Origin of the sequence: Streptomyces sp. Ag82_O1-12, from assembly GCF_900182715.1 — a bacterium.
GTDB classification, from domain to species: Bacteria; Actinomycetota; Actinomycetes; order Streptomycetales; family Streptomycetaceae; genus Streptomyces; species Streptomyces massasporeus.
The window spans coordinates 1,625,405-1,651,284 of record NZ_FXUW01000001.1 but is presented as its reverse complement, the minus strand read 5'-3'; the positions used below and the strand labels follow the sequence as shown (position 1 = coordinate 1,651,284).

21 protein-coding genes and 1 pseudogene are annotated in these 25,880 nt (G+C 71.1%); 11 read left to right on the top strand and 11 right to left on the bottom strand.

The genetic code is table 11. The annotated features are described in order from the left end of the window. Positions 1 to 96: 96 nt before the first annotated feature. Together chpH and QOL88_RS07610 are read left to right on the top strand one after the other, a co-directional pair. Complete coding sequence (gene chpH / locus QOL88_RS07615) at positions 97 to 330, top strand: chaplin ChpH (RefSeq protein WP_030608446.1); 234 nt, start codon at positions 97 to 99, stop codon at positions 328 to 330. A gap of 131 nt (positions 331 to 461) precedes the next feature. After that, a complete protein-coding gene (locus tag QOL88_RS07610; RefSeq protein WP_097215695.1) occupies positions 462 to 1,307 on the top strand; it encodes a chaplin in 846 nt (281 codons plus the stop codon). 79 nt (positions 1,308 to 1,386) lie between these two features. Here QOL88_RS07610 and QOL88_RS07605 read toward each other — a convergent pair whose 3' ends face one another. Further along, positions 1,387 to 1,575, bottom strand: coding sequence for a DUF5703 family protein (locus tag QOL88_RS07605; RefSeq protein ID WP_030848528.1), 189 nt, complete (start codon positions 1,573 to 1,575; stop codon positions 1,387 to 1,389). Between the two features lie 47 nt (positions 1,576 to 1,622). Here QOL88_RS07605 and QOL88_RS07600 point away from each other — a divergent pair, with 47 nt between their 5' ends. Continuing rightward, positions 1,623 to 2,327: a hypothetical protein gene (locus tag QOL88_RS07600; protein ID WP_097215694.1), complete on the top strand. Its 705-nt coding sequence runs from the start codon at positions 1,623 to 1,625 to the stop codon at positions 2,325 to 2,327. A gap of 63 nt (positions 2,328 to 2,390) precedes the next feature. Here the strand turns inward: QOL88_RS07600 and QOL88_RS07595 are convergent, their stop codons facing one another. From QOL88_RS07595 to QOL88_RS07585, 3 genes and pseudogenes are all read right to left on the bottom strand, one after another. After that, entirely contained in the window at positions 2,391 to 4,745 is a 2,355-nt protein-coding gene (locus QOL88_RS07595) for a helix-hairpin-helix domain-containing protein (RefSeq protein WP_097215693.1), read from the bottom strand. Next, entirely contained in the window at positions 4,742 to 5,728 is a 987-nt protein-coding gene (locus tag QOL88_RS07590; RefSeq protein ID WP_097215692.1) for an aldo/keto reductase, read from the bottom strand. Before QOL88_RS07590 ends, QOL88_RS07595 begins: the two co-directional genes overlap by 4 nt. Positions 5,729 to 5,852: 124 nt before the next feature. Beyond that, positions 5,853 to 6,953 (bottom strand): annotated as a pseudogene (locus tag QOL88_RS07585) (pectate lyase family protein); the annotation flags it as partial. A 223-nt stretch (positions 6,954 to 7,176) separates the two neighbouring features. Between QOL88_RS07585 and QOL88_RS07580 the strand changes: the two are divergent. Both QOL88_RS07580 and QOL88_RS07575 read left to right on the top strand, forming a co-directional pair. After that, positions 7,177 to 8,232, top strand: a complete 1,056-nt coding sequence (locus QOL88_RS07580; protein ID WP_097215690.1) for an LLM class F420-dependent oxidoreductase — start codon at positions 7,177 to 7,179, stop codon at positions 8,230 to 8,232. Positions 8,233 to 8,495: 263 nt separating this feature from the next. After that, positions 8,496 to 9,284, top strand: coding sequence for a hypothetical protein (locus QOL88_RS07575; protein WP_097215689.1), 789 nt, complete (start codon positions 8,496 to 8,498; stop codon positions 9,282 to 9,284). A gap of 10 nt (positions 9,285 to 9,294) precedes the next feature. Here the strand turns inward: QOL88_RS07575 and corA are convergent, their stop codons facing one another. Further along, entirely contained in the window at positions 9,295 to 10,290 is a 996-nt protein-coding gene (gene corA / locus QOL88_RS07570; RefSeq protein WP_097215688.1) for a magnesium/cobalt transporter CorA, read from the bottom strand. Positions 10,291 to 10,351: 61 nt separating this feature from the next. Between corA and QOL88_RS07565 the strand changes: the two genes are divergently transcribed. The 4 genes from QOL88_RS07565 to mshC all read left to right on the top strand — a co-directional run bounded on the left by QOL88_RS07565 (position 10,352) and on the right by mshC (position 13,823). Next, positions 10,352 to 11,038 carry a histidine phosphatase family protein gene (locus QOL88_RS07565; protein ID WP_097215687.1) on the top strand — a complete coding sequence of 229 codons (687 nt, stop codon included), beginning with the start codon at positions 10,352 to 10,354 and terminating at the stop codon, positions 11,036 to 11,038. Between the two features lie 78 nt (positions 11,039 to 11,116). Beyond that, positions 11,117 to 11,704, top strand: coding sequence for a DUF3090 domain-containing protein (locus QOL88_RS07560; protein ID WP_097215686.1), 588 nt, complete (start codon positions 11,117 to 11,119; stop codon positions 11,702 to 11,704). Continuing rightward, positions 11,668 to 12,498, top strand: a complete 831-nt coding sequence (locus QOL88_RS07555; protein ID WP_179878793.1) for an SCO1664 family protein — start codon at positions 11,668 to 11,670, stop codon at positions 12,496 to 12,498. The genes QOL88_RS07560 and QOL88_RS07555 overlap by 37 nt, the downstream gene beginning before the upstream one ends. 95 nt (positions 12,499 to 12,593) lie before the next feature. After that, positions 12,594 to 13,823, top strand: coding sequence for a cysteine--1-D-myo-inosityl 2-amino-2-deoxy-alpha-D-glucopyranoside ligase (gene mshC, locus QOL88_RS07550; RefSeq protein ID WP_097215684.1), 1,230 nt, complete (start codon positions 12,594 to 12,596; stop codon positions 13,821 to 13,823). A 72-nt stretch (positions 13,824 to 13,895) separates the two neighbouring features. Here mshC and QOL88_RS07545 read toward each other — a convergent pair whose 3' ends face one another. From QOL88_RS07545 to QOL88_RS07520, 6 genes are all read right to left on the bottom strand, one after another. Beyond that, positions 13,896 to 14,879 (bottom strand): PAC2 family protein, encoded by a 984-nt coding sequence (locus QOL88_RS07545; RefSeq protein ID WP_097215683.1) that lies wholly within the window; start codon positions 14,877 to 14,879, stop codon positions 13,896 to 13,898. A gap of 160 nt (positions 14,880 to 15,039) precedes the next feature. After that, entirely contained in the window at positions 15,040 to 15,711 is a 672-nt protein-coding gene (locus tag QOL88_RS07540; protein ID WP_097215682.1) for a FadR/GntR family transcriptional regulator, read from the bottom strand. Between the two features lie 128 nt (positions 15,712 to 15,839). Continuing rightward, a complete protein-coding gene (locus QOL88_RS07535) occupies positions 15,840 to 17,456 on the bottom strand; it encodes a glycerol-3-phosphate dehydrogenase/oxidase (protein WP_097215681.1) in 1,617 nt (538 codons plus the stop codon). An 8-nt stretch (positions 17,457 to 17,464) separates the two neighbouring features. Continuing rightward, positions 17,465 to 19,003 (bottom strand): glycerol kinase GlpK, encoded by a 1,539-nt coding sequence (gene glpK / locus QOL88_RS07530; RefSeq protein ID WP_097215680.1) that lies wholly within the window; start codon positions 19,001 to 19,003, stop codon positions 17,465 to 17,467. Positions 19,004 to 19,088: 85 nt separating this feature from the next. Further along, entirely contained in the window at positions 19,089 to 19,883 is a 795-nt protein-coding gene (locus tag QOL88_RS07525; RefSeq protein WP_097215679.1) for an MIP/aquaporin family protein, read from the bottom strand. A 262-nt stretch (positions 19,884 to 20,145) separates the two neighbouring features. Next, positions 20,146 to 20,919 carry an IclR family transcriptional regulator gene (locus QOL88_RS07520; protein WP_097215678.1) on the bottom strand — a complete coding sequence of 258 codons (774 nt, stop codon included), beginning with the start codon at positions 20,917 to 20,919 and terminating at the stop codon, positions 20,146 to 20,148. A 302-nt stretch (positions 20,920 to 21,221) separates the two neighbouring features. On the opposite strand from QOL88_RS07520, the gene metH reads away from it, so the two are divergent. Together metH and QOL88_RS07510 are read left to right on the top strand one after the other, a co-directional pair. Continuing rightward, complete coding sequence (gene metH / locus QOL88_RS07515) at positions 21,222 to 24,737, top strand: methionine synthase (protein ID WP_097215677.1); 3,516 nt, start codon at positions 21,222 to 21,224, stop codon at positions 24,735 to 24,737. A gap of 126 nt (positions 24,738 to 24,863) precedes the next feature. Beyond that, complete coding sequence (locus QOL88_RS07510; protein WP_097215676.1) at positions 24,864 to 25,604, top strand: HAD family hydrolase; 741 nt, start codon at positions 24,864 to 24,866, stop codon at positions 25,602 to 25,604. Positions 25,605 to 25,880: the final 276 nt, after the last annotated feature.

Here is a 25,880-nt window from a genome sequence, read left to right as displayed (position 1 = left end):
GAGTGAATGCGACCATAAGCTCGTAGCCTCATTACTCCCTCCTCGTTACAGGTAATGCGATCGCAAGATGGGTCGCTTTGCCAACTAGGAGGAATAATGATCAAGAAGGTCGTCGCTGCTGCGGCTGCCACCGGTGGGCTGGTTCTCGCGGGCGCGGGCCTGGCCGTCGCCGACTCGGGTGCTCAGGGTGCCGCCGTGCACTCCCCGGGCGTCCTGTCCGGCAACGTTGTCCAGGTGCCCGTTCACGTCCCGGTGAACGTCTGCGGCAACACGGTCTCCGTGATCGGGCTGCTGAACCCCGCCTTCGGCAACACCTGCATCAACAAGTGATGCTTTCCCCTCGCTGAGGGGAGTTCGAAGCCATCGGTCCCGGAGCGCGTGCCATGCGCCCCGGGACCGAACGCTTCTTTCGAGGAATTCGAGAAGAATTCGAGACAGGGTCGAAGGCAGGTATTCAGCAAATGCGACAGGCTACCCGCAAGGGTCTGATGACCGTGGCGGCCGCGACCGGCGTGATCGCCGCCGCGGGCGGCTCCGCTCACGCCGACTCGGGCGCCCAGGGTTCGGCGTCGGGCTCGCCCGGCGTACTGTCCGGAAACTCGGTGCAGGCGCCGGTGTACGCGCCGGTCAACGTGTGCGGGAACACAGTCAACGTCGTCGGTGTGCTCAACCCGTCGGTGGGCAACTCGTGCGCCAACCAGGGCGGTGGATCGTCGTCGGGGGGATACGGCGAACACGGCGGCCACGGTGGTCACGGCGGCTCCCACGCTGGTGGGCACGCCACCGACTCGCCCGGCGTCGGCTCGGGCAACCACGTCCAGGCGCCGATCCACGTGCCGGTGAACGTCTGCGGCAACAGCGTCGACGTCATCGGCGTCGGTAACCCCAGCACGGGCAACGACTGCTCCAACGGCGGCCACCACGGCACCCCGCCGGGCGGCGGCCACGAGACCCCGGGCAAGCCGGGAAACCCCGGTAACCCGGGTAACCCCGGTAACCCGGGCAATCCCGGTAACCCGGGCAATCCCGGTAACCCGGGCAATCCCGGTAACCCGGGCAACCCCGGTCACCCGGGCAACCCCGGTCACCCCGGCACCCCGGGCACCCCACCCTCCACGGGTGGCGTGACCCCGGTCGGCTCCTCGCACGGCAACAAGCCGGGCGGCCAGTTCGTCACGCAGCCCGACGGCGACGCCCAGCTCGCCAGCACCGGCAGCGATCTGCCGCTCGGTCTCGCCCTGCCGGCCGGCGCGGGCGCGCTGCTCGCGGGCGCGATCCTCTACCGCAAGGCCCGCGCCTCAGCCTGACACGCGCCGCACACGGAGCGGGCCCCGCTGCCGCGGGGCCCGCTCCGTCATGTGTGTTCTCCCAGTGCCCCGTCCCCGCTCACCACGTGGCCCGCACCTGGCGGATGATCCGCCGGCGCAACCGCACCTTGCGGCTGCCGTCGCGCAGCAGGGTCAGACGGTGCAATTCCCAGTGTCCGTACTCCGCGTGGTCCGTCAGCAGACGTGCCGTCTCCTTGCGGGAGACCCCGCGGGGGACGTACACGTCGACAAATTCGTATTCCGGCATCGCATCTATTGTGCGGGCTGGGGCCCGGTACGGATAGCGTCTGCACTATGTCTGATGCTGCGCAGCCCACCGCTGCCGAGGTACGCGCCGCCGCCGAGGCGGTCAAGACCGCGCTCGACCGCCACCTGGCCGCGGTCGAACGCCGGTCGGGGGAGGACGACCCGGCCGTGTTCGAGGCGTTCAACCAGCTGGCCGCGGCCGCAGAGGTGTACGACGAACTGCTCTACGACCGCTACGACGAGGTCACGCCCTTCGAGATCCCCGGTGCGGAGGACGCGCTGCCCCCGTACACGGGCCCCGAGGAACCGAACGCGCTGAGCGTGCTGATCCGTCGTGACTACGCCGTCGCCGAGCCGCAGCGCCTGCTGGCGCACGCCGAGCGGATCGAGGCGGCGGAGGGTGATGACGGCTCCCCGGCCTCCGGGACCGTGCACGGCGCGCTGGGGCTGCTGTTCGGCGAGTTCGAGCCCGACGAGATCGCGTCCCGGCACAAGGAGTTCGGGCTGGAGGAGGGCGACTCCACCCTCTGGGTGACGGCGGCGGACGAACCGGCCGAGCCCGGCGAGTGGCTGGAGGCGCCGTTCGAGCAGGTCGACCCGCAGCAGGTGGTCTGCCGCTTCGACGTCAGCGCCGTCTTCGACGACGTCGACGACGAGGACGGCGACGATCTCGAGGACGAGCTCGAGGACGAGCTCGACAGCCACCTGGACGAGGACGAGGACCTGGAACCGCTGGACGCGGACCGCCGCTGAGCACGCACGACGGCGACCACGGGGGTGGTGGTCAGGGGCCCGGGCCCCTGACCACCACCCCCGTCACGTGCCGCTGATCTGCGGCGCGAGCAGCACCGGAAGCCGGGTCGTCCGCGGCTTCGCCGGGACCTCGGCCACGGCCCGGGGCAGTGCCTGTTCCACCCCGTGCACCACGGACAGATGCCGGTCGGCCCGCCCGAACGCCGTGTACACCCACGGCCTGCTGAGCGCCTGCGCCGCATCGCCGGGGAGCACCACGACCACCGCGGGCCACCGGCTCCCCACGGCCTGGTGCGCGGTCAGCGCCCATCCGTGCCGCACCGACTGCTCCACCCGCTCCTTCGGTACGACGACCGTCTCGCCCTCGCACGACAGGTGCAGTCCCTCGGCGTCCGCCGTCACCACCCGGCCCGGCAGCGCACGCCCCGGGGTGGGGGAGTAAACGATCCGGTCACCGGGGTCGAAGCCGCCGAAGCGGCCCGGGCCCGGATTGAGCCGTTCCTTCAGGGCCGCGTTGAGCGCACGCGTCCCGACGGCGCCGCCGTGCCCGGGGGTGATCACCTGGGTCTCCTCGGCCGGTACACCGATCGCCCGGGGCACCGAGTCCGCGACGAGCTGCACCGTCCGGTGCACGGCCTCGCCCGCGTCCCGCACCGGCACGATCACGACCTCCTTGCCGGGGGCCTCGACCTGGTTCAGCTCGCCGATGCCGATGCCGGAGACCAGCTCGCCCAGCGGCCCCGGATCGGGCCGCCGCGAGGCCACCTGGGGGCAGATCCGCGCCGCGAGCAGATCCGCGAACACCCGCCCCGGCCCCACGGACCACAGCACCGCCGGATCCCCGGCCAGCACCAGCCGTGCCCCGTCCGGCAGCGACTCCGTCAGCAGAGCCGCCGTCTCGACATCCAGCTGCGGTGCGTCGAGCACGACGAGCAGATCGAGATCGAGGGCCCCGTCCGCGTCCCGGCCGGGCCCTTCGGCGCCGGCGAGCAGCCCGGAGACGGTGGCGACGGGAGAGTCGCCCGGTCCGGCGGGGGGCCCGCCGGCTCGCTCGGGGACGTCCGCCGCCTGGCCGGACCGCCGTAGCAGGGCCGCGAAGCGGCTGCGGCCGATCGGGCCGTGCGCGGCAGCCCAGGCCCGCAGTCCGAGGGTCCTCGCGGCGTTCAGCAGTGCCGCGGGCTCGGCCAGGGACGCCTCCCCGCCGGTGTGCAGCACCAGGCCCTGGCCGGCCACCGCGCGGATCAGCTCCGCCGTCGACCCCTGGGCCGCGGCGGCCGCCCGCTCCCAGTCCTCGGCCGAACCGTCCTGCTTGGGCACCGAGTTGACGAGCCGGCCCAGGCCGTCGGCCAGACTCTCCTCCGCCAGCGCGTACCGCTCGAGGCCGACCAGGACACGGACCGGGCGCTCCGCGTCCTCCTCGTCTCCCTCCGCGGCCGTCGGGGCCGGGGTGCCGGCCTCCTCCAGGGCGTCCTGGAAGACCAGCGCGTCCCCCTCCGCGATCGCGTCCTGCACGGCGCTCTCGGGTTCCGGAACACCGCGCTGGGCCAGGGCCGCGAGGAGCGCCGGCATCTCCAGGGCCGTGTGCCCGGCCAGCGCCGCCTGCTCCAGGAGCCAGCCGGTGACGGCCCGGCCGCGCCGCTCGTCGTCCGGCCCGCACTCGGCACCGAGCAGGGAACGCGCGAATCCGTCGGCCTGCTCGGGCCGCACGCCGGCGGTCCGGAGCAACTGCCAGGGGTCGGCGCGCAACTGGTCGTCCGCACCCTCGCCGAGTGCCGCGGCGACCTGCGGTGCGAGCACCTCCGGGGCACCGCCCTCGGCGAGCACCCGCCGCACGGCCTGGACCGCCTCCGGCGCGGGAGCCGCCGACGTGGCGGCGGGCGGGGGCGCAACCGGCTGCGGGCGCCGCTCCGGCTCGGGAGCGGAGCGCCGGGGGGCCGGCCGGGACTCCTCGAACACCGCGGCCACCGGCTTCTCGCCGCTCTCGACGGCCCGTACGGCCGCGAGCAGGTCGGCGGCCTTGCCGCTCAGCTTGGTGCCGCTCTCGATCGGCGCCTTCTTCTCGGCCTTGCGCTGCTCGATGCGCTCCCGCTCGGCCTGCTGGGCCCGCAACTCGGCCTCGGCCTCGGACACCTGCCCGACACCCGCTTCAGTGCCCTCGGCCCCGGACGTCTCCCCGGCGTCCGAGTCGGCGGTCTCGGCTTCGGACTTCCGCGCGACGCCCGCTTCAGTGCCCTCGGCTTGGGACACCTGCCCGGCGTCCGCGTCGGCGGCTTCTGCCTCGGGGCCCTGCCCGCCGTCCTCCGCCCCAGGGCCAGGGGCCTGCCCGGCTCCCGCGCCCCCGCCCACGGTGTCGGGTACCTGCCCGGTGCCCGGCGTCCCCGGCTCGGTGTCCTCCGTGGTCTCGGGCTCCGTGCTCACAGCGTGCTCCAGTCGTGATCGGGATAGCGGTGCACGGGCGCCGACACATCGTCGAGCGCCCGGCAGATCTCGTCAGGAAGACTAAGGGTCTCCACTGACAATGCCGCCGTGAGCTGCAGTGCGTTGCGCGCGCCGACGATCGGGGCGGTCACGCCGGGCCGGTCGCGCACCCACGCCAGGGCGACGTGGAGCGGCGTCACCGCGAGGCCGTCGGCCGCGGTCGCCACGGCGTCCACGATGCGGCTCGCCGTGTCGTCGAGGTACGGCGCGACGAAGGGCGCGAGATGCTCCGACGCACCGCGTGAGTCCGGCGGCATCGTGTCGCCCCGGTACTTGCCCGTCAGCACCCCGCGCCCGAGCGGCGAGGACGGCAGCAGGCCTATGCCGAGGTCCAGCGCGGCCGGCAGCACCTCGCGCTCGACACCACGCTGGAGCAGGGAGTACTCCAGCTGCGTACCGGCAACCCGGGTCCGGATGCCGGGAGCCGCCAGCTGCCAGGTCGCGGCCCTGGCCAGCTGCCAGCCGCAGAAGTTGGAGACGGCGGCGTAGCGGGCACGCCCGCTGGAGACCGCCAGGTCGAGGGCCTGGAGGGTCTCCTCCAGCGGGGTGTCCGGGTCGTACGCGTGTACATGCCACAGGTCGACGTAGTCGGTGCCGAGCCGCGCCAGCGAGGCGTCCAGCGCGGAGAGCAGATGGCCGCGGGAACCGTCGAAGCGGCGGTCCGGGTCCGGCACGCTGCCGGCCTTGGTCGAGATGACCAGGTCACGGCGCGGCACGAGGCCGTCCATGAGCCTGCCGAGGAGGTACTCGGCCTCGCCGTCGCCGTACACGTCCGCGGTGTCGACGAGGGTCCCGCCCGCTTCCCAGAACGTCTTCATGAGGTCCGCGGCGTCATGCTCGTCGGTGTCCCGCCCCCAGGTCAGGGTGCCGAGCCCGATCCGGGACACACGAAGGCCGGTGCGGCCGAGATGCCTCTGCTCCATGAACGCCGAGATTACTGGCCAGAACCTACGGTGTGGGTGGCTGCGGACCACGGATTTTCCGAGGACGGGGCGGGGGCGGGACCGTGACCCCGCGCGATCCGGTGGTGCCGGGAGCGCTCGGCTAGCACCTGCCGTCCGACACCTGAAGGCCCTTTCCGGCGCCCGCGGTCCGGCTCACGATGGCCGGCACGCAGGCGGCGGCGTCCGCACCGAACGCGTACGGGATGGCGACGGTGGTGTTCGACTTCGGGTCCGGGCCGGCCGGATGGTTCTCGCTGCCGGGACCGGACCAGGTCACGTTGTCGAAGATGTTGCCGCCGACCTGCCAGTATCCGGCCTCGTCGGTGTAGAAGGTGCCGAGGACGTCCTTGGAGTCCTCGAAGTAGTTGTTGTCCACCTTGGCGCGGGCGCCGGCGCGGGAGTTGATGCCGGACTCGTTGAGGCGCACGTAGTGGTTGTTGTAGAGGTGTGCGATGCCGCCGCGCAGCAGCGGGGCGCGGGAGTCGATGTTCTCGTACCGGTTGTGGTGGTACGTGATGTAGCCGTTGGTCCGGTCGCTCTCGCTGTTCCCGACCAGGCCGCCGCGGCCGGAGTTGCGCAGGACGCTGTAGGACAGGGTGACGTACTGGGTGTTGTCCTTGAGGTCGAACAGGCCGTCGTAGCCCTCCGACTCGCCGCCCGACGCCTCCAGGGTGGTGTGATCGATCCAGACGTTGCGGACGTTGCGCTCGATGCCGATGGCGTCCCCGCCGTTGGACGTGGGGGAGCCCGACTTCTTGACGTTCCGGACGGTCACGTTCTGGACGATGATGTTCTTCGATTCGCGGATGTGGATGCCCAGTTGATCGAAGACGGCGCCGCTGCCGACCCCGACGAGGGTCACGTTGCTGACCTTCTTGAGCTCGATCACGCCGTCGGCGGTGTCGCAGCCGGTGCCGGAGACCTTCTTGGTGTTGGCGTGGTTGATGGTCCCGGTGACTTCGATGGTGATCGGAGTGCTGGTGCTCGCCCGGCTGCACAGGGCCTGGTGGATCGCCGTTCCGGTCGTCGCCCGGACCGTCTGGCCTCCGGCGCCGCCGGTGGTTCCGCCGTTCTGGGTCGCGTAGCCGGTGGCGCTGCCGGTGGCCGCCGACGCGGCGGGCATCGACACGAGGGTGCCGGTCGCGGCGGCGAGGGCCATCGTGGCCAGGGCCGCGGGGAGTCGCAGGGGGAGTGCTCGCTTCATCGGTGCCTCTCCGTTCGACTGCGGAAGATAGAGGGTGGAAAGCGCTTTCCCGCGAAAGGTAGGGACTCGTCGTGGACGCGTCAATGGTCGCGTCCATGATTCCTGTTCACTCATCTAAACGACGGATCGGCGCGACCGACCGACTGTGGCCGTGTACCTCGCCCCGGCCCCCGCGCTAAGGTGCCCGCACAAGGCACGTTACTGATCAGTAAGGGGATGCGGCATGCAGCTCGGTATCAACCTCGGCTACTGGGGTGCCGGAATGGACGCGGACAACCTGGCCGTCGCCCAGGAGGCCGACCGGCTCGGATACGCCGTCTGCTGGGCCGCCGAGGCCTACGGCTCCGACGCCGCCACCGTGCTGAGCTGGGTCGCCGCCCAGACCGAGCGCATCGACGTCGGCTCCGCCATCTTCCAGATCCCGGCCCGCCAGCCCGCGATGACGGCGATGACCGCCGCCACCCTCGACTCCCTCTCCGGCGGCCGCTTCCGCCTCGGCCTCGGCGTCTCCGGCCCGCAGGTCTCCGAGGGCTGGTACGGCGTCAAGTTCGACAAGCCGCTCGCCCGCACCCGCGAGTACGTCGAGATCGTCCGCAAGGCCATGACCCGCGAGCGGCTGTCCTACGAGGGGCAGCACTGGACGCTGCCCCTGCCCGGCGGCCCCGGCAAGCCGATCAAGCTGACCGTGCACCCGCAGCGCGAGCACATCCCCCTGTACATCGCCGCGATCGGCCCTAAGAACCTCGAGCAGACCGGCGAGATCGCCGACGGCGCCCTGCTGATCTTCCCGTCCGCCGAGCACCTCGAGGACACGACGATCTCCCACCTGCGGGCCGGGCGCGAGAAGGCCGGCAAGACCCTCGACGGGTTCGACGTCTGCCCGACCCTGCCGCTCGCCGTCGGCGACGACAAGGACGTGGCCGCGCTCGCCGACACCTTCCGCCCGTACACCGCGCTGTACGTCGGCGGCATGGGCAGCCCCAAGCAGAACTTCTACAACCAGCTCGCCCGGCGCATGGGCTACGAGCAGGAAGCCGCCGAGATCCAGAGCAAGTACCTCTCCGGCGACAAGCAGGGGGCCGCGGCCGCCGTACCGCACGACCTGATCGACCAGACGACCCTGCTCGGTTCCGTGGACCGGATCGCGGACCGGATGAAGGCCTACGCCGCGGCCGGGGTCACCACCCTGTCCCTCGCGCCGGCGGGCTTCACGCTCGACGAGCGGCTCGCGTCCCTGCGGGCCGGCACCCAGGCCCTGGAGCGCGCCGGGCTCGCCTGAACCGACCGGGAGGTTTCAGCGGCCGTGGTGGGGGCTCGGGGGTCTACCCCGCCACGGCCGTCACGCAGAACAACGCGTGGGGCCCCCTGCGGTTACGGCACGGCGGCCCCTCGCCCGGCCCGGCGCGCCTCCCCGGCGTCCTCCATTCGGCGGAGTTGTCCCTCACACCTGTTGCAGCACCCCCCGCCCCGCACTTGACTCGTTGTTCGCGGAACCTGCGGGAAAGCCGCAGTACGCCCACGCGCGCGGGAGAGGTGCCCACGATGCTTTCGGCCAAGAGTCTGTTCCAGGAGATCCTCGACAACGACGAGTCCTTCGCCCTGTTCTGCTCCATCGCCGCGAGCGGCGAGTCCCAGGGCGGCTGGGAGAACGCACGTATCGCCGCGCTCGTGCCCGAGGCCGAGCGTGACCTCGCCCCCAAGATCAGCCGGCACGGCGCCGACGAGGACAAGCACGGCCGGATCTTCAGCGCCCTGATGAAGAAGCGCGGACTCGACCCCGTCCCGGTCCCGCCGGAGACCGACTACACCATGCTCCTGGAGAAGAACGGCATCGGCCTCGCGCACGAGCAGCTCAACCGCGACGAGCGGCTCACGGTCCAGGACATCGTCACCTATCTCTCGCACAGCAGGGTCACCGAGCAGCGCGCCTCCGAGCAGATGGACCTGCTGCGCAAGCACTTCGCCGACCACCCCGACATCGGCCGTGCGGTCAAGCAGATCTCCAACGACGAGGACAACCACCTCGCCTACTGCCACGAGGAACTGCTGCGCTTCGCCTACGCGGGCCACGGCCGGGTCATCCAGCGCACCCTGCGCGAGTGCGCGCTGGCCGAGATCCGGATCTACCGCGACGTCAGCCTCGCCGTCATGGCGCACATGGGCCGCGTCCTCGGCTGGTCCAAGGCCAAGTCGGCGGTGCTCGCGGCGGGCATCCACGCGGTGTACGCCTACGAACGCATGGGCGGCTGGCGCCGGATGGTGTCGCTGACGACTCCCGAGCGCCGCAACGCCCTCGGCGGGCCCGCGACCCCGGAGCCCGAGTTCGCCTGAGCCGGACCGGCTACAGCCACCCGCGGCGCTTGAACAGCCGGAAGATCATCAGCTCCGCGACGGCCATCAGGGCGAGCAGCGCCGGATAGGACCAGACCCAGCGCAGCTCGGGCATGTGCTCGAAGTTCATGCCGTAGATCCCCGCGACCATCGTGGGGATCGCGGCCATGGCCGCCCACGCGGAGATCTTCCGCATGTCGTCGTTCTGCCGGACGCTCATCTGCGCCAGGTGCGCCGAGAGGATGTCCGACACCAGCCGGTCCAGGTTCTCCACGGAGTCGTTGACGCGCGTCAGGTGGTCGTTGACGTCGCGGAAGAACGGCCGGGCACGGTCGTCCACGAACGGCACGGTCACTCCGGTCGAGGCCGTGCCCGCCAGCCGGCTCATCGGCGGGGCCAGCGGCCCGGTCGCCCGGCGGAACTCCAGGACCTGCCGCTTGAAGCCGTAGATCCGGGACGCCGTGTTCCGTGAGCCCCCGCCGTCCGGCGAGAACACCTCCGCCTCCAGGCCCTCCAGGTCGGTCTGCAACTCGGTCGCCACGTCCAGGTAGTGGTCGACGGTCGCGTCGGCGACCGCGTACAGCACGGCCGTGGGGCCTTTGACGAGCAGCTCCGGCTCCTGCTCCAGCCGTTGGCGCACGGCTTTGAGCGGGGAGCCCTCGCCGTGCCGGACGGTCACCACGAACGAGTCGCCCAGGAAGATCATGATCTCGCCGGAGGAGACGGTGTCGCTCCGCTGCTCGTACGCCACCGGCTTGACCACCACGAAGAGCGAGTCGTCGTACACCTCCAGCTTGGGCCGCTGGTGGGCCTTCAGGGCGTCCTCGACGGCCAGCGGATGCAGCCCGAACTCCCGGGTCACATGGTCGAACTCGGCCTCCGTCGGCTCGTGCAGCCCGATCCACACGAACCCGCCCGCCGTGCGGGCCTCACCCAGGGCGTCGGAGAGGTCCTCGGGCCCTTCCGTCCGCTGTCCGTCGCGGTAGATGGCACAGTCGACGATCACGAAGCGAGTCTCCCGTCACTCGAACGACACCGCACGCGCGCGTGCGCCTACGCTGGAGCGCATGCCCACGCTGATCCTGGTCAGGCACGGACGCTCCACCGCCAACACCGAGGGACTCCTCGCCGGCTGGACGCCCGGCGTCGCCCTCGACGAGCGCGGCGCCGCCCAGGCCGCCGCGCTCCCCGGGCGGCTGGCCGAACTGCCCCTCGCCGAAATCGTCACCAGCCCGCTCCAGCGCTGCCGGGAAACCCTCCGGCCGCTGCTGGAGGCCCGGCCCGACCTGAGCCCGCACACCGATGAGCGCATCGGAGAGTGCCACTACGGCGACTGGTCCGGACGCAAGCTCGCCGAGCTCACGGACGAGCCCCTGATGGAGGTGGTGCAGGCCCATCCGTCCGCGGCCGCGTTCCCGGGCGGGGAGTCCATGCGGGCCATGCAGACGCGCGCCGCCGAGGCCGTACGCGAGTGGAACGCGCGCGTGGAGCGCGACCACGGCGCCGACGCCGTCTACCTCATGTGCTCGCACGGCGACATCATCAAGTCGCTCGTCGCCGACGCACTCGGACTTCACTTGGACCTCTTCCAGCGGATTTCCGTTGAACCGTGTTCCATCACCGCGATCCGCTACACACGACTGCGACCGTTTCTCGTCCGCCTCGGTGACACGGGCGACTTCACGTCCCTGGCGCCGCGCGAGGAACCGCCGGGCGGCGCGGCCGAAGTCGGGGGTGGTGCGGGCGCACCGTGATCGTTCGCCGCAGTAGGGTGAAGCGGTCGCAGCAGTGCCGTGCTCACACGGTTCCCACGATCCCAATGGAGACAGGACGTGTCCCGTCAGGTGTTCCTCTACGACCATCCGGAGCGTTTCGTGGCCGGTACGGTCGGACTGCCCGGGCGCCGCTCGTTCTTCCTCCAGGCCACCGCAGGCTCCCGGGTGACCAGCGTGGCCCTGGAGAAGACGCAGGTCGCAGCGCTCGCCGAACGCATGGACGAACTGCTCGACGAGGTCGTACGCCGTAGCGGCGGCAGCGCCCACGTCCCCGCCGTCGCGCCGTCGGACACCGACACCGGCCCGCTGGACACCCCCATCGAGGAGGAGTTCCGGGTCGGCACCATGGCGCTCGCCTGGGACGGCGACGAGCAGCTCATGATCGTCGAGGCGCAGGCGCTCGTGGAGCTCGACGCCGAATCAGAGGAGGACCTCGCCGAGGCCGAGGAGCGGCTGCTCCAGGACGAGGAGAACGGTCCGCCGATGCTGCGGGTGCGGCTCACCGGCACGCAGGCCAGGGCCTTCGCCAAGCGCGCCCTCGACGTCGTCAACGCCGGGCGGCCGCCGTGCCCGCTGTGCAGCCTCCCGCTCGACCCGGAAGGACACGTATGTCCGCGCCAGAACGGATACCGCCGCGGAGCGTGACGCCTCCACCGGACGCCGCCGGGCTGCTCGCCCGCGGCGAACTGACCGTACGCGGACGCATCCGTGAGGCCTCCAACGCGGCCCTGTACTGCACGGTGTCCTACGACGGCCAGGACGCGGCCTGCGTCTACAAGCCGGTCGCGGGGGAGCGGCCCCTGTGGGACTTCCCCGACGGGACGCTGGCCCAGCGCGAGGTCGCCGCCTACGAGGTCTCCGAGGCCACCGGCTGGGGCCTCGTGCCCCCCACCGTGCTGCGCGAGGGCCCCTACGGCGAGGGCATGTGCCAGCTGTGGGTCGAGGTGACGCCCGAGGCGGAACTGCTCGCCCTGGTCGACGGCGAGGAGCCCGAGCCGGGCTGGAAGGCGATCGGCTTCGCCGAGGTCGGCGAGGGGCGCACCGCGCTGCTCGTGCACGCCGACGACGAACGGCTGCGGCGGCTCGCGGTCCTCGACGCGGTCATCAACAACGCCGACCGCAAGGGCGGGCACCTGCTGCCCACCGGCGAAGGACGGCTGTACGGCATCGACCACGGGGTCACGTTCAACGCCGAGAACAAACTGCGGACCCTGCTGTGGGGCTGGGCGGGGGAGGCCCTCACCGAGGAGGCCGTCGACGTCCTCGAAGGCCTCAGGAAGGGGTTGGCCGAGGGCGGTCCGCTCGCCGCGCGGCTCGAACCGCTGATCACCGGCGCCGAGATCGACGCCACCCGCGCGCGGGTCGGCGCCCTGCTCTCCTCGGGGACCCACCCGGAGCCGAGCGGCGAGTGGCCGGCGATTCCCTGGCCACCCGTGTAGCAGCACAGGCACCCGGAACACCGCAAGAGCGCCTTCTCGGCCGTGTGGCCCGCTCCCGTTCGTATCTGGAACTCCAGTCCGGTTAGGCTCAAGGCATGCATGCCTGGCCCGCTTCCGAGGTCCCCGCCCTGCCTGGTCAGGGCCGCGACCTGAGGATCCACGACACCGCGACCGGCGGTCTTGTCACCCTCGACCCCGGTCCCGTCGCCCGTATCTACGTCTGTGGCATCACCCCGTACGACGCCACGCACCTGGGACACGCGGCGACGTACAACGCGTTCGACCTCGTGCAGCGCGTGTGGCTCGACACCAAGCGGCAGGTTCACTACGTCCAGAACGTCACCGACGTCGACGACCCCCTCCTGGAGCGGGCGCAGCGCGACGGCCTCGACTGGACCGCGCTCGCCGAGAAGGAGACGGCCCTCTTCCGCGAGGACATGACGGCCCTGCGGATGCTGCCGCCGCGGCAGTACATAGGCGCCGTCGAGGCCATACCCGGGATCGTCCCGCTCGTCGAGCGGCTCCGGGACGTCGGCGCGGCCTACGAACTGGAGGGGGACGTCTACTTCTCCGTCGAGTCCGACCCGCACTTCGGCAAGGTCTCGAACCTCGACGCCGCGGCGATGCGGCTGCTGTCCGCCGAGCGCGGCGGCGACCCCGACCGCCCCGGGAAGAAGAACCCGCTCGACCCGATGCTGTGGATGGCGGCCCGCGAGGGCGAACCCAGCTGGGACGGCGGATCGCTCGGGCGCGGACGGCCCGGCTGGCACATCGAGTGCGTGGCCATCGCCCTCGACCACCTCGGCATGGGCTTCGACATCCAGGGCGGCGGCTCCGACCTCGCCTTCCCGCACCACGAGATGGGCGCCTCGCACGCCCAGGCCCTCACCGGCGAGTTCCCCATGGCCAAGGCGTACGTGCACGCCGGCATGGTCGCCCTGGACGGCGAGAAGATGTCCAAGTCCAAGGGCAACCTGGTCTTCGTCTCCAAGCTCCGGCATGACGGCGTCGACCCGGCCGCCATCCGGCTCGCGCTGCTCGCCCACCACTACCGCGCCGACTGGGAGTACACCGACCAGGTCCTCCAGGACGCCGTCGCACGGCTCGGCCGCTGGCGGGCCGCCGTGTCCCGGCCCGACGGGCCGCCGGCGGAGGCGCTCGTCGACGAGATCCGCGAGGCCCTCGCCGACGACCTGGACGCGCCGGCCGCGCTCACCGCGGTCGACCGCTGGGCCGCGCTCCAGGAGCGGGGCGGCGGTACGGACATCGGCGCGCCCGGGGTGGTCTCCCGGGCGGTCGACGCGCTGCTGGGTGTAGCGCTGTAGCCACAGCGAGAAGTACGCAGAGGGGCGTCTCCCGGCCGGGAGACGCCCCTCTTGGCTGTTGCTGCCGTGTGCTCAGTCGTCCGACGACTCGTCGTCGTCCGTGCCCGGCTTCGGCGGCTTGGGCGGGCGGGTGCGGCCGCTGGGGTTGTCCCGCAGGTACGACGTGCTGTCGCTGCCGTCCGCCGTGGCGTGACCGCCCGGCGCGGGCGGTCCGCCGCCGTCGTGGCGCCGCAGATAGCGCTCGAACTCCCGGGCGATGGCCTCGCCGGACGCCTCCGGCAACTCGGCGGTGTCCCGGGCCTCCTCCAGCGACTGGACGTACTCGGCGACCTCGCTGTCCTCGGCGGCCAGCTGGTCCACGCCGACCTGCCAGGCGCGCGCGTCCTCGGGCAGCTCGCCCAGCGGGATGCGCACGTCGATCAGGTCCTCCAGGCGGTTCAGCAGGGCCATCGTGGCCTTCGGGTTCGGCGGCTGTGACACGTAGTGCGGCACCGCCGCCCAGAGCGACACGGCCGGGACGCCCGCGTGCGTGCACGCCTCCTGGAGGACGCCGACGATGCCCGTGGGGCCCTCGTACTTGGTCTCCTCCAGATCCATGCGGCGGGCCAGGTCCGGGTCGGACGTCGTGCCGCTGATCGGGACCGGACGGGTGTGCGGGGTGTCGCCGAGCAGGGCGCCCAGGACGACCACCAGTTCCACGCCCAGTTCGTGCGCGAAGCCGAGCAGTTCGTTGCAGAACGACCGCCACCGCATGGACGGTTCGATGCCCCTCACGAGGACGAGGTCGCGCGGCTTCTCGCCGCCGACCCGGACCACCGACAGCCTGGTCGTGGGCCAGGTGATCTTGCGGACGCCCGCTTCCATGAACACCGTGGGGCGGTTCACCTGGAAGTCGTAGTAGTCCTCGGCGTCCAGCGCCGCGAAGACCTCGCCCTTCCATTCCCTGTCCAGATGCGCGACCGCGGTGGAGGCGGCGTCGCCGGCGTCGTTCCAGCCCTCGAACGCGGCCACCATGACCGGGTCGACCAGCTCGGGAACCCCCTCGAGCTCGATCACCCAGCGCCTCCTTCCGACGTGCCCTCGCTTGACCACCCAACCTTACGGCGTGCCGCGGGGGCGCCCGCAGCCCCCTCGCAGGGGGAGTGCCCCCATCACTGCCCCGCGATCCGCCCCTGAACACACCCCGGATTCATCCGAGCGGTCCGTGAGGCCCTGGTCACAGCGTGGAGCGCAGCCACTGCTCCACACTCGCGATGTGCACGGTCGCCCACGAACGGGCCGCCTCGGCGTCCCGGTCGCGCAGCGCGGCGAGGATCGCACGGTGCTCGCGCAGGGTGCGGGCGACGGCGTCCTCCTGTGTGAGGCCGCGCCAGATCCGGGCCCGGGTGGTGGGGCCAGAGAGTCCGTCGAGCAGCGAGCACAGCACGGAGTTGCCCGAGCTGTGCACGATGCCCCGGTGGAACTCCAGGTCGCAGGCGACCAGATCCTCCACCGACGGGGCCTCACCGAGCTTGTCCAGCTGGGCCGTCAGCGCGTCCAGCTGCTGCTCGCTGATCCGCACGGCCGCCATCGCGGTCGCGGCCGGCTCCAGGATGCGGCGCACCGCCAGGAACTCCAGGACCGTGTCGTCGCGGTGGAAGTCGACGACGAAGCTCAGCGCCTCCAGCAGGAGTTGCGGGTCGAGGCTGGTGACGTACGTGCCGTCGCCCTGCCGCACGTCCAGGATCCGGATCAGTGACAGGGCGCGCACCGCCTCCCGCAGGGAGTTGCGGGACAGCCCGAGGTCGGCGGCGAGTTCGCTCTCCTTGGGCAGCCGGTCGCCCGGGCGCAGCGCGCCGGAGACGATCATTCCCTTGATCTTCTCGATCGCCTCGTCGGTGACTGCCATGGCCGGCCTCCCAGTGCGTTCAAGACCTCCGACGTATCAGGTCATTATGCGGGCGCGGAAACGCGGAAGGGGCGGCTCCGTCGGCGTGGAACCACCCCTCCCGGATCGGGGATCCCCCGGACCCGTGCCTACTTCTTGTCGAGCAGGTCCTGCACCTTGGCGCGGACGTCGTCCGTGGCGAGGCCGCGGATCGTCAGCGTCGTGCGGCGGCGCAGCACGTCGTCCTGCGTCTCGGCCCACTCGTGGTCCCGGGCCCAGACGACCTGTGCCCAGATCTCCGGGGCGTCGGGGTGGACGCGCTCGGCGAGCTCGGGGCTCTCGTTGGCCATGCGGGCGATGTCGAAGGCCAGCGAGCCGTAGTGCGTGGCCAGGTGCTTGGCCGTGTCGGCCGCCATGCGCGGGCCGGGCGCCGGCCGGTCGGTGAGCAGCCGGTGGGCGACCGCGCGCGGGTTGGCGATGCCGGGCAGCGGCAGCTTCTTCGGCAGCGCGCTGATCGGCTCGAAGTCGTCGCCCAGCGGGTGGCCCGGCAGCGTCTCCAGCTTCTTCATGATCGTGCGGCCGATGTGGCGGAAGGTGGTCCACTTGCCGCCCGCGATGGACAGCATGCCGCCCCGTCCCTCGGTCACCACCGTCTCGCGCTTGGCCTTGGCGGTGTCGCCGGGGCCGCCCGGCAGCACCCGCAGGCCGGCGAACGAGTAGGTGATGAGGTCGCGGCTGAGCTGCTGGTCGCGGACCGAGAAGGCGGCCTCGTCGAGGATCTGGGTTATGTCCTGCTCGGTGACCGAGACGTCCGCCGGGTCGCCCTCGAACACCTCGTCGGTGGTGCCGAGCAGCAGCATGTCCTCCCAGGGGAGGGCGAAGGTGATGCGGTACTTGTCGATCGGGGTGGCGAGCGCGGCCTTCCAGGGGGAGGTGCGCTTGAGGACCAGGTGCGCGCCCTTCGACAGGCGGATGGACGGCGCCGCGTTCGGGTTCTCCATCTTGCGCAGGTGGTCGACCCAGGGGCCGGTCGCGTTCAGCACCAGCCGGGCGTTGACGCCGAACTCGTCGCCGGACAGGCGGTCCTTCAGGTCGGCGCCGGTGACCCGGCCCTGCGTGAAGCGCAGGCCCGTCACCTCGGCGTGGTTCAGGACGACCGCACCCGCCTCGACGGCTCCGCGGACCGTCATCAGCGCCATGCGGGCGTCGTTCATCTGGTCGTCGCCGTAGACGGCCACGGCCTTGAGGTTCTCGGTGCGCAGCTCGGGCACGTCCTGCGCCGCCTTGGCGGGGGAGAGCAGGTGTCCGACACCGTCACCGAACGCGGAGAGCGCGGAGTAGGCGAAGACACCCGCGCCGAGCTTCGCCGCGCCGTGCGGCCCGCCCTTGTACACGGGGAGGTAGAACGTGAGCGGGTTCGCCAGGTGGGGGGCCACCTGGCGGGAGACCGCACGGCGCTCGAAGTGGTTCTCCGCCACCAGCTTCACCGCGCCGGTCTGCAGGTAGCGCAGACCGCCGTGGAGGAGCTTGGAGGAGGCGGAGGACGTGGCGCCGGCGAAGTCGCCGGCGTCCACCAGAGCCACCCTGAGGCCGGACTGCGCGGCGTGCCAGGCGGTGGAGATGCCCAGGATGCCGCCGCCGATCACGAGAAGGTCGTACGACGCCTTGGAGAGCTGCTCCCTGGTCTCGGCTCGGCTCGGGTTCGAGCCGGAGGCCGGGTGCGTCCCCAGGGCAGGCACGGACTGCAGGGTGGACTTGGTGGTCATGCTGTTTCTTACTCCTCGTCCTCGAGCCAGCCCATGGTCCGCTCGACGGCCTTGAGCCAGTTCTTGTACTCATGGGCGCGGGTCTCCGCGTCCATGCGGGGGGTCCACTCGGCGGCCCGGCGCCAGTTGGCGCGCAGGTCGTCGGTGCTGTTCCAGAAGCCGACGGCGAGGCCGGCGGCGTAGGCGGCGCCGAGGCAGGTGGTCTCGGCGACCATCGGGCGCACCACGGGGGCGTCCACGAAGTCGGCGAGGGTCTGCATCAGCAGGTTGTTGGAGGTCATGCCGCCGTCGACCTTCAGGGCGGCCAGCTCAACGCCGGAGTCCTTCGTCATGGCGTCGGCGATCTCCCGCGTCTGCCAGGCGGTCGCCTCCAGGACGGCGCGCGCGAGGTGCGCCTTGGTGACGTACCGGGTCAGGCCGGCGATCACACCGCGGGCGTCGGAGCGCCAGTACGGGGCGAACAGGCCGGAGAAGGCCGGCACGAAGTAGGCGCCGCCGTTGTCCTCGACCGACAGGGCGAGGGTCTCGATCTCGGCGGCGGTGGAGATGAGGCCCATCTGGTCGCGCATCCACTGCACCAGCGAACCGGTGACCGCGATCGAGCCCTCCAGGGCGTAGACCGTCTTCTGGTCGCCGATCTTGTAGCCGACGGTGGTCAGCAGGCCGCTGTAGGAGTTGATGATCTTGTCACCGGTGTTCATCACCATGAAGGTGCCGGTGCCGTAGGTCGACTTGGTCTCGCCCTCGGCGAAACAGGTCTGGCCGAACAGGGCCGCCTGCTGGTCGCCGAGCGCCGAGGCGACCGGGATGCCGCCGAGCAGGTCGCCCAGCTTGCCGCCGGTGATCTCGCCGTAGACCTCGGCGGAGGAGCGGATCTCGGGCAGGATCTGCTGCGGGACGCCGATGGACTCGCAGATCTTGGCGTCCCACTGCATGGTGTGCAGGTTCATGAGCATCGTGCGCGAGGCGTTGGTGACGTCCGTGACGTGCTCGCCGCCGTTGACACCACCGGTCAGGTTCCAGATGACCCAGGAGTCCATGGTGCCGAAGAGGATGTCGCCCGCCTCGGCGCGCTCCTTCAGGCCGTCGACGTTGTCGAGCAGCCAGCGGGCCTTGGGGCCGGCGAAGTAGGAGGCGAGCGGCAGGCCCGTCTCACGGCGGAAGCGGTCCTGGCCGACGTTGCGGCCGAGCTCGCGGCAGAGGGCGTCGGTGCGGGTGTCCTGCCACACGATGGCGTTGTGGACGGGCTCACCGGTGTTCTTGTCCCACAGCACGGTCGTCTCGCGCTGGTTGGTGATGCCGATGGCCTTGATGTCGTCACGGGTGATGCCGGCCTTGGCGATCGCTCCGGCCACGACCTCCTGGACGTTCGTCCAGATCTCGGTGGCGTTGTGCTCGACCCAGCCCGGCTTCGGGAAGATCTGCTCGTGCTCCTTCTGGTCGACGGAGACGATCCGACCGTCCCGGTCGAAGACGATGCAGCGGCTGGAGGTGGTGCCCTGGTCGATGGCGGCGATGAAGGGGCCGGCGGTGTGCGCGTCGGTCACTGTGTCTCCTGGAAAGTTCCGTGTTTATGGGGCTTTACGTACGGCGCGTGCCGAGAGTTTCGCGAAGCGGCGGTGAATACCGCTCCTAGGCGAACGCGACGTTGTAGATGCCTGCGGCGATGGCCCCGCCGATGAGCGGGCCGACCACCGGAATCCAGGCGTAGCCCCAGTCGGAGCCGCCCTTGTTGGGCAGCGGCAGCAGGGCGTGGACGATGCGCGGACCGAGGTCACGGGCCGGGTTGATCGCGTACCCCGTCGGACCGCCGAGGGACAGGCCGATGGAGACCACGACGAGCGCGGTGATCAGGGCGCCGAGGTTGCCCAGGCCGTTGCCCTTGTCGTTCAGGCCCTGGGTGAGCACGGCGAGCACCAGCACGATGGTGCCGATGACCTCCGTCGCGATGTTCTGCCAGGCGACACGGACCTCGGGGCCGGTGGAGAAGACGCCCAGCACGGGGCCGGCGCCCTTCTCCTGGGCCTCGACGGCCTTGGCCGTGGTGTCCTGCGCACCCGGACCGCCGACTATCTCGCGGTCGGTGAGGTGGGCGTGGAACTGACCGTAGTAAGCGATCCAGACCAGAGCGGCACCGATCATGGCGCCGAGGATCTGGCCGGCCCAATAGACCGGGACGTTCTTCCAGTCGCCGTCCTTGATGGCGATGGCCAGCGTCACGGCCGGGTTCAGATGGGCACCCGACAGCGGTGCCGAGGTGTAGACGGCCGTGAGCACCGCGAAGCCCCACCCGAAGGTGATGGCGAGCCAGCCGGCGTTACGAGCCTTGGAGGCCTTCAGCGTGACGGCGGCACAGACGCCGCCGCCGAGGAGGATGAGTATGGCGGTACCGATGGTCTCGCCGATGAAGATGTCGGAGCTGGACACCCGCGACTCCTTTGTCATACGTCCAGGGAAGTTCGATACCGGCCTGGCGTTGTCACACTCTAGCGCGTATTGCCGGTAGCTGTTCGACAATGTCGACCGATGGACGGGAGTCTTGCTTCGGGGTTACGAGCACGTCAAGGGCTGTGTTGTCGAAAATACGATCGTTACTGATCGCTGCGGTCCCGAGGATCTTTGCCGCAGGTGGGCGCGGGTATGCCGAGGACCGGAACGCCGTACGGCGCCCCGGTCCGCTCGTGACCCGTCAGAACCGCCCGGCGCCCAGGTCCCGCGAGACCGCGCGGGCGCAGTCCCGCACCGCCGCGATCAGCTCCGGCCGCAGCGCTCCCTCTTCGTCGGACCGGCACAGCCGCTCCACGGCGCCGGTGATGCCGACCGAGCCGACCGGCATGCGCCGCCGGTCGTGGATGGGGGCGGCGAGGGACGCCACGCCCTCCCAGGTCTCCTCCACGTCCGCCGCGTACCCACGCGCCCGCGTGACGTCGAGGATGTGCTCGAAGCCCTCCGGCTCGCACACGGTCCGGTCGGTGAACGCCTTGCGGTCGGCCTCCAGCGCCTCGCTGTGCGCCACCGGGTCGTAGGCGGACAGCACCTTGCCCAGGGCCGTGGAGTGCAGCGGCTGCATGGCGCCGATCTCCAGCACCTGCCGGCTGTCGTCGGGCCGGAAGACGTGGTGCACGATCAGCACGCCCTGCTGGTGCAGGACGCCCAGATAGACGCTCTCGCCGCTGGAGCGGGCCAGGTCGTCGGCCCACACCAGAGCGCGCGCCCGCAGCTCGTGCACATCGAGGTAGGTGGTGCCCAGGCGCAACAGCTCGGCGCCCAGCTGGTAGCGCCCGGAGGCGTCGTCCTGCTCCACGAAACCCTCCTGTTGGAGAGTGCGCAGGATGCCGTGGGCGGTGCCTTTGGCCAGGCCCAGCGACGAGGCGATGTCCGACAGGCCGAGCCGCCGCTCGCCGCCCGCGAGCAGCCGCAGCATCGCGGCCGCCCGCTCGAGCGACTGGATGTTCCGTGCCATCGCCGTCCTGCCTCCGTCCCCTTCGACCGCCGACAAGCGGCACCACAGCCGTCGTTCGGCAATGTCGAACACTACCGGTCGATGTCGACCTCTCGCTAATGGCAGGACGCCATTTTTGCGCCACCGGTGGCCGATACGCCGCCCGGCGGCCGATCCGGCACCACCGGCGTCCGCCCCGTGGACGTGCTGCCCATCCAAGCCCACTCCCGGTTACGCTGGCGCGGTGCGCCCATCCCGGATGCCCTCCGGCTGTCCGGGAAGCCGCAAAGCCGACAGCCGTCGCATCCGAGGGAGCCCTTTTCATGGCCTCGTTGCCGCCGACCCCTTCCGCAGACAGCCGGGCCCGTGTGTCCGCGCTCCGAGAAGCCCTGGCCACCCGCGTGGTCGTGGCCGACGGAGCGATGGGCACCATGCTCCAGGCGCAGGACCCCACGCTCGAGGACTTCGAGAATCTCGAGGGCTGTAACGAGATCCTCAACCTGACGCGCCCGGACATCGTCCGTTCGGTCCACTCCGCCTACTTCGACGTCGGTGTGGACTGCGTGGAGACCAACACCTTCGGCGCCAACCTCACCGCCCTCGGCGAGTACGACATCCCCGAACGCGTCACCGAGCTGTCCGAGGCCGGTGCCCGGATCGCCCGCGAGGTGGCCGACGAGTTCACCCGCGGCACCGGGCAGCAGCGCTGGGTGCTCGGCTCGATGGGGCCCGGCACCAAGCTGCCCACCCTCGGCCACACCACCTTCGGCGCCATCCGGGACGCCTACCAGCAGAACGCCGAGGGCCTGCTCGCCGGCGGCGCCGACGCGCTGCTCGTGGAGACCACCCAGGACCTGCTCCAGACCAAGGCCTCCGTCATCGCCGCCCGCCGGGCCATGGAGGCCACCGGCCAGTCCGTACCGCTGATCGTCTCCGTCACGGTCGAGACGACCGGGACCATGCTGCTCGGCTCCGAGATCGGCGCGGCCCTGACCGCGCTGGAGCCGCTCGGCATCGACATGATCGGCCTGAACTGCGCCACGGGCCCGGCCGAGATGAGCGAGCACCTGCGCTTCCTGTCCCGGCACTCGCGCATCCCGCTGTCCTGCATGCCCAACGCGGGCCTGCCGGTGCTGACCAAGGACGGCGCCCACTACCCGCTGACCGCGCCCGAGCTGGCCGAGGCGCAGGGCACCTTCGTCCGGGACTACGGACTCTCCCTCGTCGGCGGCTGCTGCGGCACCACCCCGGAACACCTGCGGCAGCTGGTCGAGCGCGTCCGGGACACCGCCCCGACCGAGCGCGCCCCGCAGCCCGAGCCCGGCGCGGCCTCCCTGTACCAGTCCGTGCCGTTCCGGCAGGACACCTCCTACCTGGCCATCGGCGAGCGCACCAACGCCAACGGCTCGAAGAAGTTCCGTGAGGCCATGCTGGACGGCCGCTGGGACGACTGCGTGGAGATGGCCCGCGACCAGATCCGCGAGGGCGCGCACATGCTCGACCTGTGCGTGGACTACGTCGGCCGCGACGGCGTCGCCGACATGCAGGAGCTGGCCGGCCGCTTCGCCACCGCCTCCACCCTGCCGATCGTGCTGGACTCCACCGAGGTCGACGTCCTCCGGGCCGGCCTGGAGAAGCTCGGCGGCCGCGCGGTGATCAACTCGGTGAACTACGAGGACGGCGACGGCCCCGAGTCCCGCTTCGCCAAGGTCACGGCCCTCGCAGGGGAGCACGGCGCCGCCCTCATCGCGCTCACCATCGACGAGGAGGGCCAGGCCCGCACCGCCGAGAAGAAGGTCGAGATCGCCGAACGGCTCATCGAGGACCTGACAGGCAACTGGGGCATCCACGAGGAGGACATCCTCGTCGACTGCCTGACCTTCACCATCTGCACCGGCCAGGAGGAGTCCCGGGGGGACGGCATCGCCACCATCGAGGGGATCCGCGAGCTCAAGCGGCGCCACCCGAAGGTGCAGACCACGCTCGGCCTGTCCAACATCTCCTTCGGCCTCAACCCGGCCGCCCGCATCCTGCTGAACTCCGTCTTCCTCGACGAGTGCGTCAAGGCGGGTCTGGACTCGGCGATCGTGCACGCCTCGAAGATCCTGCCGATCGCCCGCTTCAGCGAGGAGGAGGTCCAGACCGCCCTGGACCTCATCCACGACCGCCGCGCCGAGGGCTACGACCCGCTGCAGAAGCTCATGCAGCTGTTCGAGGGCGCCACCGCCAAGTCCCTCAAGGCCGGCAAGGCCGAGGAACTGGCCGCCCTGCCGCTGGACGAGCGCCTGAAGCGACGGATCATCGACGGCGAGAAGAACGGCCTCGAGGCGGACCTCGACGCGGCCCTGACGGAGCGGCCCGCGCTCGACATCGTCAACGAGACCCTGCTGGACGGCATGAAGGTCGTCGGCGAACTGTTCGGCTCCGGCCAGATGCAGCTGCCGTTCGTCCTGCAGTCCGCCGAGGTCATGAAGACGGCCGTCGCCCACCTCGAACCCCACATGGAGAAGACCGACGAGGCCGGCAAGGGCACCATCGTGCTGGCCACCGTGCGCGGCGACGTGCACGACATCGGCAAGAACCTCGTCGACATCATCCTGTCCAACAACGGCTACAACGTCGTCAACCTCGGCATCAAGCAGCCGGTCTCCGCGATCCTGGAAGCCGCCGCGGAGCACAAGGCCGACGTCATCGGCATGTCCGGACTGCTGGTGAAGTCCACGGTGATCATGAAGGAGAACCTGGAGGAGCTCAACCAGCGCGGCCTGGCCTCCGGCTACCCGGTCATCCTCGGCGGTGCCGCCCTCACCCGCGCCTACGTCGAGCAGGACCTGCACGAGATCTACCAGGGCGAGGTCCGCTACGCCCGCGACGCCTTCGAGGGCCTGCGCCTGATGGACGCCCTCATCGGCGTCAAGCGCGGCGTGCCCGGCGCGAAGCTCCCCGAGCTCAAGCAGCGCCGGGTCAGGGCCGCGGCCCCGGCCGCCACCGAGGAGCGCCCCGAGGAGGGGCACGTCCGCTCCGACGTCGCCATCGACAACCCCGTCCCCGAGCCGCCCTTCCGCGGCACCCGCGTCATCAAGGGCATCCAGCTCAAGGAGTACGCGAGCTGGCTCGACGAGGGCGCCCTGTTCAAGGGCCAGTGGGGTCTGAAGCAGGCCCGCACCGGCGAGGGCCCGTCCTACGAGGAGCTCGTCGAGAGCGAGGGCCGGCCCCGGCTGCGCGGCCTGCTGGACCGGCTCCAGACGGAGAACATGCTGGAGGCGGCCGTGGTCTACGGCTACTTCCCGTGCGTCTCCAAGGACGACGACCTGATCATCCTGGACGAGCAGGGCAACGAACGCACCCGCTTCACCTTCCCGCGCCAGCGCCGGGGCCGCCGGCTGTGCCTGGCCGACTTCTTCCGTCCGGAGGAGTCCGGAGAGATCGACGTCGTCGGCCTCCAGGTCGTCACCGTCGGCTCGCGCATCGGCGAGGAGACCGCGCGGCTCTTCGAGGCCAACGCCTACCGCGACTACCTCGAACTGCACGGGCTGTCCGTGCAGCTGGCCGAGGCGCTCGCCGAGTACTGGCACGCACGCGTGCGCTCCGAGCTCGGCTTCGCCGGCGAGGACCCCGACGAGATGCAGGGCATGTTCGAGTTGAAGTACCGGGGCGCCCGCTTCTCCCTCGGCTACGGCGCCTGCCCCAACCTGGAGGACCGAGCCAAGATCGCCGACCTGCTCGAACCGGGGCGCATCGGCGTCGAGCTGTCCGAGGAGTTCCAGCTGCACCCCGAGCAGTCCACGGACGCCATCGTGATCCACCACCCGGAGGCGAAGTACTTCAACGCCCGCTGAGCCGTCCCACCGGGCACACGGGCCAAAAGAGGCGCTTCGAGCGCGCACGACGTAGACTGGTCGGTCCACCGCAGGCCGGTTCCCCTCGTGGGAGCCGGCCTGAACGTCCCTCAAGGAGGTACGTGGATGACCAGTACGGTCCCCGCGCTCGGAACCCTTCCCCAAGCTCTCGGCTCCGCTCGAGCAGGGGATACCCCAACAGCCGAAGGATCGGCCCTCCAAGCCGTGCTCCTCGACATGGACGGCACCCTGGTGGACACCGAGGGCTTCTGGTGGGACGTCGAGGTCGAGGTCTTCGCCTCCCTCGGCCACACGCTCGACGAGTCCTGGCGGCATGTCGTGGTCGGCGGCCCCATGACCCGCAGCGCGGGCTTCCTCATCGAGGCCACCGGCGCCGACGTCACCCTCGACGAGCTCACCGTGCTCCTGAACGACGGCTTCGAGGCCCGCATCGACCGCGCCCTGCCGCTGATGCCGGGCGCCGGACGGCTGCTCGCCGAGCTGTACGAGTACGAGATCCCCACCGCCCTCGTCTCCGCCTCCCACCGGCGCATCATCGACCGGGTCCTGACTTCGCTCGGTGCCCACCACTTCAGCCTGACGGTGGCCGGTGACGAGGTCCCGCGCACCAAGCCGCACCCCGACCCGTATCTGGCCGCCGCCTCCGGGCTCGGAGTGGACCCGGCCCGGTGTGCCGTCATCGAGGACACCGCGACGGGGGTCGCCGCCGCCGAGGCCGCAGGCTGCCAGGTCGTGGCCGTGCCCTCCGTGGCCCCCATCGCCCCGGCCCTGCGCCGCACGGTCGTGACCTCCCTCGAAGAGGTCGACCTGACATTTCTGCACGGGCTGATGACGGAAATGCGCTAGGCGTTCACCCAGCGTGCAGCGGCGTTAGGGCGGTAATTCCCAAGGTGAATTCGAAGCCCGACGGGCGATCGAATTCCCGTACCTTCGAACCCGTTTACGCGTGTGACGTTCCCCACGCGGTCCGGGGTCGACAGTCGATCCGGCGTGTGCTGCGCACCCCCTCCAGCGGGTCGTGGGCGTGCCCTTGTGTCCCGATTGATGGAACGCTGCACCAAAGCTTCCACTGTCGGGCCTTCGGTCTGTCCACGCCCGGTTCCGCAGCGTGAGGGGTGCTCA